Annotated in this window: 11 protein-coding genes and 2 pseudogenes; all 13 read right to left on the bottom strand. The window is 42.9% G+C overall.

Features of this window, described 5'->3' with window-relative positions:
• Window positions 1–350: pseudogene (locus QZY09_RS08955) on the bottom strand (WD40 repeat domain-containing protein); the annotation flags it as partial.
• Window positions 351–457: 107 nt separating this feature from the next.
• On the bottom strand, window positions 458–1,045 hold the full coding sequence (hisIE, locus tag QZY09_RS08950; protein WP_295671268.1) for a bifunctional phosphoribosyl-AMP cyclohydrolase/phosphoribosyl-ATP diphosphatase HisIE: 588 nt from the start codon (window positions 1,043–1,045) through the stop codon (window positions 458–460).
• A 102-nt stretch (window positions 1,046–1,147) separates the two neighbouring features.
• On the bottom strand, window positions 1,148–1,903 hold the full coding sequence (gene hisF, locus QZY09_RS08945; protein ID WP_295671273.1) for an imidazole glycerol phosphate synthase subunit HisF: 756 nt from the start codon (window positions 1,901–1,903) through the stop codon (window positions 1,148–1,150).
• A gap of 39 nt (window positions 1,904–1,942) precedes the next feature.
• Window positions 1,943–2,275 (bottom strand): annotated as a pseudogene (locus QZY09_RS08940) (endonuclease domain-containing protein); the annotation flags it as partial.
• 48 nt (window positions 2,276–2,323) lie between these two features.
• Window positions 2,324–3,073 carry a 1-(5-phosphoribosyl)-5-[(5-phosphoribosylamino)methylideneamino] imidazole-4-carboxamide isomerase gene (locus QZY09_RS08935; protein ID WP_295671265.1) on the bottom strand — a complete coding sequence of 250 codons (750 nt, stop codon included), beginning with the start codon at window positions 3,071–3,073 and terminating at the stop codon, window positions 2,324–2,326.
• 4 nt (window positions 3,074–3,077) lie between these two features.
• Window positions 3,078–3,668 (bottom strand): imidazole glycerol phosphate synthase subunit HisH, encoded by a 591-nt coding sequence (hisH, locus tag QZY09_RS08930; protein ID WP_295671262.1) that lies wholly within the window; start codon window positions 3,666–3,668, stop codon window positions 3,078–3,080.
• A gap of 45 nt (window positions 3,669–3,713) precedes the next feature.
• Window positions 3,714–4,865 (bottom strand): bifunctional histidinol-phosphatase/imidazoleglycerol-phosphate dehydratase HisB, encoded by a 1,152-nt coding sequence (hisB, locus tag QZY09_RS08925; RefSeq protein ID WP_295671259.1) that lies wholly within the window; start codon window positions 4,863–4,865, stop codon window positions 3,714–3,716.
• A complete protein-coding gene (gene hisC / locus QZY09_RS08920) occupies window positions 4,862–5,959 on the bottom strand; it encodes a histidinol-phosphate transaminase (protein ID WP_295671256.1) in 1,098 nt (365 codons plus the stop codon). The genes hisB and hisC overlap by 4 nt, the downstream gene beginning before the upstream one ends.
• Before the next feature lie 29 nt (window positions 5,960–5,988).
• The gene (gene hisD, locus QZY09_RS08915; RefSeq protein ID WP_295671253.1) at window positions 5,989–7,284 is read right to left on the bottom strand and encodes a histidinol dehydrogenase; all 1,296 of its coding nucleotides are present in this window, start codon (window positions 7,282–7,284) and stop codon (window positions 5,989–5,991) included.
• A gap of 93 nt (window positions 7,285–7,377) precedes the next feature.
• On the bottom strand, window positions 7,378–8,229 hold the full coding sequence (gene hisG / locus QZY09_RS08910) for an ATP phosphoribosyltransferase (protein ID WP_295671250.1): 852 nt from the start codon (window positions 8,227–8,229) through the stop codon (window positions 7,378–7,380).
• Window positions 8,230–8,296: 67 nt separating this feature from the next.
• Window positions 8,297–8,437, bottom strand: a complete 141-nt coding sequence (locus QZY09_RS08905; protein WP_295671247.1) for a hypothetical protein — start codon at window positions 8,435–8,437, stop codon at window positions 8,297–8,299.
• A 99-nt stretch (window positions 8,438–8,536) separates the two neighbouring features.
• Window positions 8,537–10,042 carry a hypothetical protein gene (locus QZY09_RS08900; RefSeq protein ID WP_295671244.1) on the bottom strand — a complete coding sequence of 502 codons (1,506 nt, stop codon included), beginning with the start codon at window positions 10,040–10,042 and terminating at the stop codon, window positions 8,537–8,539.
• A 155-nt stretch (window positions 10,043–10,197) separates the two neighbouring features.
• Window positions 10,198–10,679 (bottom strand): HAD family hydrolase (locus tag QZY09_RS08895; RefSeq protein ID WP_295671241.1); only part of this gene is annotated, 482 nt, incomplete at its 5' end.

Raw genomic sequence — 10,679 nt, 5'->3', positions numbered from 1 at the left:
GAAGCTACTAGTAATTCCTTTTTGCCGGCCACTGATTTGATATCAAACACCGGATTTTGATGGTACTTCAGTGTTTTAACTACCTGCTGTTTTATAAAATCAAAGACCAGCACGTCCCCATTACGCAAACCGGCAAACAATAAGGGAAAGCCAACCGGGCCGTGTATTGCATAGATAGATGCATTTACGGGGAACATCACTTTAATAAACGCGTTATTTTTAAGGTTCCATTCTACGAGGCCTTTATCATTACCCCCGCTAAATAATATCCCTGGCTTTTGGGAAAGCTCAAGGGTAAATATCGGGTTACCATGCCCTGTTAATTCGGCTGTTTTTTGTATTGAGATCATGGTTGGTTCATGGTTGATGGTTGATGGTTCATGGCATGAAGATCATAGTTCGAGGTTATATCCCAAAAAAGGCTATGAACCATGAACTATGATCCATGAACTAATAACTAACGATGTCTTTCTTCCAAATTCAACGCGATCCGTTCCAGGTTAAGGCCTTTTTCGCGCAATAAAACGATAAGGTGAAAAACAAGGTCCGATGCCTCGTTGATCAAATCGGTTTCGGTTTCAGCTAAGGCGGCAATTACAGTTTCAACTCCCTCTTCACCAACCTTTTGTGCTATCTTATTTAAACCTTTTGCCTGTAGCTTATTTACATACGAACCTTCTTTCGGATTGGCATATCGGTCGGCTACAATATTTTCCAGCTGGAATATAAAATTCTGGTTGTAATCTGTTTTAAAACAGCTGCGTGAACCAGTATGGCATGTTGGGCCAATTGGATCTACTTTAATCAACAAAGTATCATTATCACAATCCAAATGAATGTTTTTTACATGCAGGAAATTGCCGCTGGTTTCGCCTTTTGTCCACAACCGGGTTTTAGACCTGGAGAAGAAGGTTACTATATTTTCGTTAACGGTTTTATCAAAAGCTTCCTGGTTCATATAGCCCAGCATCAGTACTTCCAATGTTTGCCAGTCCTGTATAATTACAGGTACTAATCCGTCTGTTTTGTTAAAATCGATGTTCATTATATTTTCTCTCCCTCATTCCCCGTTGTTTTTGTCCCCACAAACAACTGCTCAATTAGCAGTCTGTGACGACATAGAAGGCGGGTTAAAGTGTTAATAATTTTATGCTTCTCTCACCTCAATATGGTGCTGTTTCAAAATCTTTTTCAAATCCGGAATCAATATCTCCCCATAATGAAATACCGACGCCGCCAGTGCCGCGTCTACGTTGCTTTGTTCAAAAACATCCACAAAATGCTGTACGTTGCCGGCACCTCCTGAGGCGATAACCGGTATCTTTACTGCATCATTCACCTGCTTTAAAAATATATTGTCAAAGCCGGTTTTCGTGCCATCATGATCCATCGACGTAAGTAATATTTCACCTGCTCCGCGGCTTTCGGCTTCCAGGATCCAATCCATAGTTTCTTTATCGGTGGGTAAACGACCACCATTTAGATGAACGATATTTTTACCACCCATCACCCGGGTATCGACCGCTATCACTACAAACTGAACACCAAAGGCATTTGCCAGTTCGTTAATTAATGCCGGGTTACGTACCGCAGCAGAATTAATAGAGATCTTATCGGCTCCCGCATTCAGCAAAGCATCAGCATCGGCTATTTCGTTAATACCTCCACCAATAGTAAATGGTATATTGATCTGCCTTGCCACGGATTTAACCAGCTCAACCATGGTTTTGCGGCGTTCGACAGTAGCCGTTATATCCAGGAATACCAGTTCATCGGCTCCCTGGCGCGAATAGTTCCAGGCCAATTCAACAGGGTCGCCTGCGTCACGCAGGTCGACGAAGTTTACGCCTTTAACCGTACGGCCGTCTTTAACGTCTAAACAGGGAATGATACGCTTTGCCAGCCCCCCCCGCCCCCTAAAGGGGGAGCTTATCGCTTCATTAATTGTATTCAATACTTTTTCTATTTGATTAAATATCTCTTCATTTTTGAAACGAAGAACTTTCATGCCATCATTTTCGATATTAAGTTGTCTTTCTAAATCATGGCTAGCTATCTCCGGAATATTGTGAATGCTACCATCAACTTCGACAATAAGTTTGTGTTGATGACAATAAAAATCAGCAATATAAATACCTAATGGATGCTGTCTTCTGAATTTTGCACCAAGTTGACTACCCTTCAAATGCCCCCATAATATCATCTCTGCAGAAGTCATATTATTTCTAAGTGCCGCCGCATTTTTGAATATCAAACTGTTTGCACCCAAAAACATTTTGTTTTTCAAATTCAACTATAGTTCCCCCTTTAGGGGGTTAGGGGGCTAGATGGAAATTAAAGATTCCAGATTCCAGTTTTTTATTTCTTCGATGGTAATGTGTCCTTCATAAATTGCTTTTCCTACCACACACGACTCTACTTTTAAGCGATTTAGCTTTTCAATATCATCCATGGAACTTACGCCGCCCGAAGCGATCAGTTTAATGAACGGAGAGTGGTCAAGCAGTTTTTCATAAAGATCGATGCCGGCACCACCCAATTTTCCGTCTTTACCAATATCGGTACACAAAAATCGGAAGAAGCCAAGCGCGAGGCATTTATCAACATAATCCATCAGTTTAATGGGGGAGCTTTCCATCCATCCGGAATATTTGATCACTTCGTCCAAAACGTCGATAGCAATTACTACCTGGTCGGAGCATTTGTCGCGGCCGCAAATTTCTTTACTCAGTTCAGGAAGGAAGGAAGGATTAGTAAGCGCCTGGGTGCCCACAATTACCCGGTAAACACCTGCATCAATTAATTCCTTAACCTTTTCGATACTGCGGATACCGCCCCCATATTGCACCTTCATGTCTGTTTTTTTGATCACCTCAAAAAGGTATTGCTGGTTGCTGAAATCGTTTTTGGCGCCGTTGAGGTCGATGATATGGATCATATTGGTGCCGTAGGACTGGTACTTTTCGATCATTTCCTCCAGGGATACGTCGTAATTTGTAACCTGTTTATAGTCGCCCTCACGCAGGCGGACGACTTTTTTATCCAATATATCTATTGCCGGAATAATATACATGTCTTTATAATTTTGAAAAATTCTTTAGTAGCGTTTCTCCATAAGTCCCTGATTTTTCGGGGTGAAACTGTACCCCGTAGAAATTATCCCGCCAAATTGATGCCGAAAACTGGTTGATATATGTTGTTGATGATAAGGTGTATGCCTTATTATACTCAATAAAGTATGAATGTACGAAGTAAAAGTGTGAACCGGCCGGAATATTTTGAAATAAGGGGTTTTCCTTTTCAGGGAACACCTGGTTCCAGCCCGTATGAGGTACCTTAAATTCAGTGTTTCCATCAAATTTCAAAGTATTTATCGGGAAAATATCCAGTAGGTTAGCATCGCCTTCTTCGGAGTGTGCGGTTAACAATTGCATACCTACACAAATACCCAAAGTGGGCTTTTTAAGCGCCTTTATTTTTGGCACCAGGCCGGTATGCTCCAACTTGGCCATAGCTGCTCCTGCATGGCCTACGCCAGGAATAATATAGCGGTCGTATAACTCAAAATCTTCTTCGCGGTTAATCATTCCATAACTTATGCCCAGTCTTTCTAAAGCAGAAATTAATGAGAAAATATTCCCCGCTCCGTAATTTATAATTCCTATCATCTTTGTTTTAACTTGGTTTGCAGTTTTTTTTTCTGCTAACGAAAACTATAGTAAACCTTTAGTTGAGGGTAACACCATTTTATTCCCGTCTCTCTTCACCGCCATTTTAATGGCTTTGGCGAAGGCTTTAAATATCGCCTCAATTTTATGATGTTCGTTTTCGCCCTCGGCTTTAATATTTAAATTGCATTTGGCCGCATCCGAGAATGATTTAAAAAAGTGAAAGAACATTTCTGTCGGCATTTCGCCTATTTTTTCTCTTTTAAATTCGGCGTCCCAAACTATCCAGTTCCGGCCGCCAAAATCAAGGGCTACCTGGGCCAGGCAGTCGTCCATCGGCAAGCAGAAACCATAGCGCTCAATACCTTTTTTATTTCCAAGTGCGGTGGCAAAAACTTCGCCTAAGGCAATGCCGGTATCTTCAATGGTATGATGTTCGTCGATGTGCAGGTCGCCGTTGGCTGTTATTTCCAGGTCGATACTGCCGTGGCGGGCGATCTGGTCGAGCATGTGATCGAAAAAATGCAGGCCGGTGGATACTTTGGCTTCGCCTGTCCCGTCAAGGTTTATTTTGATATAGATGTCCGTTTCTTTGGTCGAACGCCTGTGCTCAACCACCCGTTCGCCGAGCTTTAGAAACTCATAGATCTTTTCCCAATCGGTGGTTTCCAGCGCGACGGTACTTTTTACTTTTTGTTCTTCTTCCGGCCCGCTGAATTCAGCGCCGCCAAGATTGGAATGGTTGTTCAGCCAGATGGCTTTAGCGCCTAAATTGTACCCTAAAAGCACGTCATTTTTTCTGTCGCCGATGGTGAAGGAGTTTTTCAGATCATATTTTTCAGTATCAAAATACTGAGTGAGCAAACCGGTGGCAGGTTTTCGGGTAGGAGCATTATCTGCGGGGAAAGTCCTGTCTATACAAAAGTTGGAGAAAATTGCACCTTCATTTTTAAAGGTTTGTATTATAAAGTTATGTACCGGCCAAAACGTATCTTCGGGGTAGCTGGCTGTGCCCAAACCATCCTGGTTGGTTACCATTACCAGTTCATAGTCAAGTTCTTTGGCGATTTTTGGGAGATATTGCAAAGCACCCGGGTAAAATTCAAGTTTGGCAAATGAATCGATCTGTTCGTCAGGCGTTTCATTGATCATGGTGCCGTCGCGGTCGACAAACAATATTTTTTGCAGTTTGCTCATTTATAGTTTTGTAAAGTATTTAACAATATTTCATTTTCCGCCGGCGTACCAACAGTTATACGTAAACAACCTGCACATAATTCCACTTTTGAACGGTCGCGCACGATAATTCCCTGTTGAACCAGGAAGTTATAGATGCCTTTTGGATCCGTTGTTTTTACGAGGATAAAGTTTGCGTCCGACGGGTAAATATCCTCCAAAAATTCAAAGTCCTTTAAGCCTAAAACCAATTTATCGCGTTGTATCAGCGTTTCCTTTATCCATGCGTTTACCTGTTCAATATTAGCCAATGCCTGTAGCGCCAGTTGCTGCGAGGCTTCGTTCACGTTATAAGGTGGTTTCACCTTATTCATTACCTCAATGATCTCTTCGCTGGCGAAAGCCATCCCAACGCGTAAACCGGCCAACCCCCAGGCTTTTGAAAGCGTTTGCAATACCACCAGGTTACCGAATTCGGTTAATTCCTGTATAAAGGATCTTTGTCTGCTGAAATTGATATAAGCTTCGTCCACTATCACCAAGCCATCAAAATTTGCCAGCAAGGTTTCCACATCCGCCCGGTTGATTGAATTACCGGTGGGGTTATTGGGCGAACATACAAAGATCATTTTGGTATGTTTGTCAATTGCTTCGGCAATGGCTTCCAGGTTGAGCTGGAAATCCGCAGTTAGCGGAACATTCCGGATCGCCACGTCATTTATATTGGCCGATACCTGGTACATACCATAAGTAGGTGGCACCAGGATCACATTATCCACACCCGGATTACAAAAACTGCGGTAAAGAATATCAATAGCCTCGTCACTGCCGTTCCCTAAAAATATGTTGCGAATGGGTACGCCTTTAATGGCGCTCAAACGTTTTTTTACTTCTATTTGCAGCGGATCAGGGTAACGGTTATAGGATTGTTCCAATGGTGACCCAAAAGCATTTTCATTGGCATCTAAAAATACGCTTGCCTCACCCTGGTATTCATCCCGGGCGGATGAATAGGGGACAAGGCGCTTTATATTTTCTCTTAATAGGCCCCCCAGCCCCCTAAAGGGGGAGTTGCCGTTAGGGCCGCTATAATATTGTTTATTTTCTTCTTCCATTTTAATAATCGTTTGGACGTAACTCCCCTTTAGGGGGTTTGGGGGCTTATTCTCACACTCACCGCATTCTTGTGTGCGTGTAAGCCTTCTAACTCTGCTAAAATTTCTACTGAAGGCCCGATGTTTTTTATACCATCGGGCGTAATATGCTGAAAGGTGATCTTCTTAACAAACGAATCCACTGACACACCCGAATAGGCCCTTGAATAGGAACTGGTAGGTAAAGTATGGTTGGTTCCGGAGGCGTAATCACCGGCACTTTCGGGTGTTAAATTACCCAGGAATACTGATCCGGCGTTAATGATGTTTGCAGTTTGCTGTTGCCAGTTTGCGGTAGAAAGTATTAAGTGCTCTGGTGCATAAGCGTTACTGAATTGCATGGCTTCATCCAATGTATTGGTTACAACGATGTAGGAGTTTTCCAAAGCTTGTTTAACGATTTCGGCTCTTGGCAAAACGGGTACCTGTTTTTCTACTTCAACTAAAACCTCTTCGGCTATTTTAGCAGACGTACAAACCAGTATGGCCTGGCTATCAATACCGTGCTCTGCCTGAGCCAGCAGATCCGCAGCAACGTAAGCCGGGTTACAGGATTCATCAGCTATTACCAATACTTCAGACGGGCCTGCCGGCATATCAATAGCGGTGGTTGTGGTGGATTGTATAATGGTTTTTGCCTTGGTAACAAACTGGTTGCCGGGGCCAAAGATCTTGTCCACTTTAGCAATGGACTCCGTACCATAAGCCATGGCGGCGATTGCCTGTGCACCCCCTGCCAGATAGATCCTATCAATCCTTAATAATAATGCTACATACGCTATAAAGGCGTTCACTTTGCCGTTTTTTTGCGGTGGCGAAAAAACCACAATCTCGTGGCAACCGGCGATTCTTGCCGGGATACCCAGCATTAAAAAGGTGCTTGGTAAAACTGCTGATCCGCCGGGAATGTACAGTCCCACTTTTTCAATAGGCCGCATTTCGCGCCAGCAGGTTACGCCGGGCATGGTTTCAACCTTCTCTTCTGCTTTTACCTGTGCCGCATGAAATTTATAGATGTTATTATAAGCGATTTCTAAGGCTGCCTTTTGCTCGGCGGTTACTGCAGCCGCAATGGCTTCCAGTTCTTCTTTATCAAGGTAAAGATTGTGCAGTTCAACCCTGTCAAACTTTAAGGCAAAATCAAGCAGGGCGCTGTCGCCGTGCTCTTTCACTTTCGTGATAACATCCTCAACAACACTGCGGACCTCATTCGCCGGGTCAACATTCCGTTGAACGAGTTTTTTGATATCAAATGCGCTTAAATCAGAATAATTAAATGTCTTCATGCCCCCAAACCCCCTAAAGGGGTGTTACGTCCTAAAATTTATTTCTCATTACCTAAACCCTTTCCTCCCCCTTTAGGGGGCGGGGGGCCGTGCTTACAGTATTATCTTCTCAATCGGCATTACCACTATGCCTTGTGCGCCGGCTTGTTTCAGCTGGCTTATTTTGTCCCAGAAGTCACGTTCAGGGATAACGGTATGAACAGCCACCCAGTTCGCTTCGGCCAAAGGTACAACTGATGGACTTTTAACACCAGGTAAAAGGTTGATAATAGCTGATAAATTATCTGTATGAACGTTCAATACCACATACTTGGTTTCTTTGGCCCTTAATACCGACTGGATGCGCTGGATCAATTCTTTTACCAGCTCTTCATCCTCACTGCCCTTGCGGCCTATTAGTACTGCTTCAGACGACATTACATCGGCAAAAGGTACAAGGCCATTGCTTTTTAAAGTTCCACCGGTCGATACCAAATCGCAGATGGCGTCGCTAAGGCCAAGGCCCGGCGAGATCTCTACCGAACCCGAAATGGTACGAATATCAGCCTGAATATTTTTTTCTTTCAGGAATTTGCCGAGGATAACAGGGTAGGTGGTAGCAATAGCCTTGCCGTTAAGCTGGTCGAGGTGCTGGATAGCGTTGTTATTGGGGACTGCAATTTTTAAACTGCATTTCCCGAAGCCGAGGCGCTGCAGGTAACTTACTGCCACTTCGGTTTCCTGTATCACGTTTTCACCTACGATGCCCAGGTCGGCAATACCGTCCTGTACATATTCAGGGATGTCGTCATCGCGCAAAAAAAGAATTTCGAGCGGAAAATTGGATACAGGGGAGATAAGCGAGCTCTTGTAGTTTTCGAAGCTGAGGCCGCAATTTTTTAATAATTCAACGGATTTTTCGTTGAGCCTGCCAGATTTCTGGATAGCTATTTTTAGTGTTTTCACTGATTAAAATTAAGAAACTAAAAGGAAAAGAATGAACCGGGGGTGTTATTTCGCGTAGAAACATACATTAGCTGATCACCACATGGTGGTGATGATGCAATGGCAGATGATGTTGCTGGTAACTGTTCATTTTGTATTTACCGGGACACAACGTATGGTGCCATGACGGTTTGATGGCGCAAATATAGAGAGATGTTTGGATTATCAAAATAAAATTGTTTTAATAAGCGTAGTTAGCTTTCTGTAAATTAGAAACGGGTTTTTAACAGTGTTAATATAAAAATGCTATAAATGTAAAGAATGCCCTTTACCTTCCGTCACAATAATAAATCTCACCTTCTTTGGCTGCGCCGATTTTCACCAGTTTTTTGTTTTTCATGATATCGGGCAAATTCACAAGCTCAGTATTGTACAAATTATCAAACCAGATCAAATAAAACTGTTTATGGGCATAAAATTTTTGCACATCTTTCTGGAAAAATTTATGTGGGATGAGCTCCGAAGAGGTGCCGGTAAACAAATAAACCGCCTCATTAGCATCACTAAAAATTGGTGCGCCGGGCTTATAAATGTTTTTATGCTGTTTTAAATAAACCACAAATTCCGATTTGTTCCAGTCGTCGTCACTGTAACCAGGTACGCCATAATCACCTTCATCGTCATAGCGCTGGTAGTCGGCCTGGTAGGTGGAGTATTCAAAAGCCACCATTAATATTATCGCTATGCCTGCCAGTATATATTTTGCTTTGGATTTTACAAGGTTTAAAACATCCGGCACCCAATAGGTACAGGCAATTAATAGCGGGATAAACATGGGAGATAAAAGTCGGCTATTGATCCGCTCGAACCGCTGGAAACTTGCCCAGATCAATATAAAAAGGCCGTAAACAATGGTAAAAGCGATTACAATGTTCTCGTAGCTGTTGATCTTTCCTTTAAAGGCTTTCCATAATAAAACAGCTATCAGCGCGAGCAATACGATCGAAGCTATTAAAATGGCAAATGGATACGCCTTGTTGCTCAATGCACCCCAATCAACTATTACCGTACCGATGTAATACAGGTTATCTTTAAAGGGTGTAATAGAAGGTTCGCGGGTGCCGGTGCTCAGGCCGGTCGCGGTGCTGTTTACTATAAGGTTGGCTACCAGCAGGGATATCGATATGAAACCATAAAACAAGGCATGGCCAACCTTTTTTTTCCACCAGGGTAAGTGGTCATCCACCAAAAGCATTAATCCGCCTACCCCAATGATGGTAATACCAACGTAACGCGTGATGCAGGCGATGGCTGTAATAATAGCTACCCATAACAGCGATTTTAAGGTATGAGTTTGCAGATACCGCCAATAGGCGATAATGAAAAGCATGATCTCTAAAATAAACAACGTCTCCGACCACAGGTAGGTATAGATCTCCAGCAGACCCGGGCTTAAAATAATAGCGCCGAGGATCAGCCATTTGTAGATTCTTGAATGTGCAACGAATTTAGACATGATCCAGCCGGTAGTAAATATCACAACGGCAAAAAGGGTGGCATCAATCATTGCGCCGGCCTTTATCGGATCGGCACCTGTAATAAATTGAATAGCACCCAGGAAAAACGGGTAAAAAACGGGGAAAAAAGTGAGCGGTGTTTTATTAAAGGTTAACAGCGAAAAATGCGATTGTATGTTTGTCGCCGTGCTGGCATACATGATAGAATCGGGCGAAATACCCACGCCGCTATACGCTGTATACAGGTAAATAGCAAAAAAACCGATGCAGGCTGCTATAAATGAATCGAGATTATTTAAATAGCGGGATGGTTTCATGGGAGAACGTTGTAATGTTGAAATGTTTGAATGTTGAAATGTTGTAACGTTACAATGTTATTAAAAATTTCAATGGTTTTACTTTGTAAAGATTAGACAACTTCCTGCTAAAATCTTTACATTACAACATTTCAATTTTAAAACTTTCCAACAACTTACACAATCATGCCCAAAACCTCGCTCAAGGGCTGGTCACTGTCAACCAAAATTCCGTTTACACCAGCAGCAGTTGCAGCGGTCATATCCCGTTCACGGTCGCCGATAAAGTAAGATTTGGATGGGTCGAGGTTGTATTTTTCGATGCCCCGTAGTAGCAATCCGGGTTTTGGTTTGCGGCAATCACAATCGCCGGTAAAATCGGGATGATGGGGACAGTAGAATATATCTGTAAATTCAACGCCATGTTCGCCGTACAATTTTTTTAATTGGCTGTGCATTTTTGCCAGTTCATCTTCGCTGTACCAGCCTTTTGCCAGGCCGCCCTGATTGGTGGCTACAATAAGTAAGTAGCCTTTGTCCTGTAATGTTTTTAAGGCATCAAAATTATTAAGAATCTCAAAATCCTCAACCCGGCATACATAGTCGCCCATTTCGCGGTTTAATACGCCGTCGCGGTCTAAAAAAACAGCTTTATTTT

Origin of the sequence: uncultured Mucilaginibacter sp. (assembly GCF_903913935.1) — a bacterium.
Lineage (GTDB): Bacteria > Bacteroidota > Bacteroidia > Sphingobacteriales > Sphingobacteriaceae > Mucilaginibacter.
This window is presented reverse-complemented; position numbering and strand designations above follow the sequence as displayed.

What these genes read in the sequence shown, in the direction of transcription:
- QZY09_RS08900 (WP_295671244.1), bottom strand. Translation starts at nt 10,042, where the DNA reads ATGAAACCATCCCGCTATTTAAATAATCTCGATTCATTTATAGCAGCC.
- hisD (WP_295671253.1), bottom strand. Translation starts at nt 7,284, where the DNA reads ATGAAGACATTTAATTATTCTGATTTAAGCGCATTTGATATCAAAAAA.
- hisB (WP_295671259.1), bottom strand. Translation starts at nt 4,865, where the DNA reads ATGAGCAAACTGCAAAAAATATTGTTTGTCGACCGCGACGGCACCATG.
- hisH (WP_295671262.1), bottom strand. Translation starts at nt 3,668, where the DNA reads ATGATAGGAATTATAAATTACGGAGCGGGGAATATTTTCTCATTAATT.
- QZY09_RS08935 (WP_295671265.1), bottom strand. Translation starts at nt 3,073, where the DNA reads ATGTATATTATTCCGGCAATAGATATATTGGATAAAAAAGTCGTCCGC.
- hisC (WP_295671256.1), bottom strand. Translation starts at nt 5,959, where the DNA reads ATGGAAGAAGAAAATAAACAATATTATAGCGGCCCTAACGGCAACTCC.
- hisIE (WP_295671268.1), bottom strand. Translation starts at nt 1,045, where the DNA reads ATGAACATCGATTTTAACAAAACAGACGGATTAGTACCTGTAATTATA.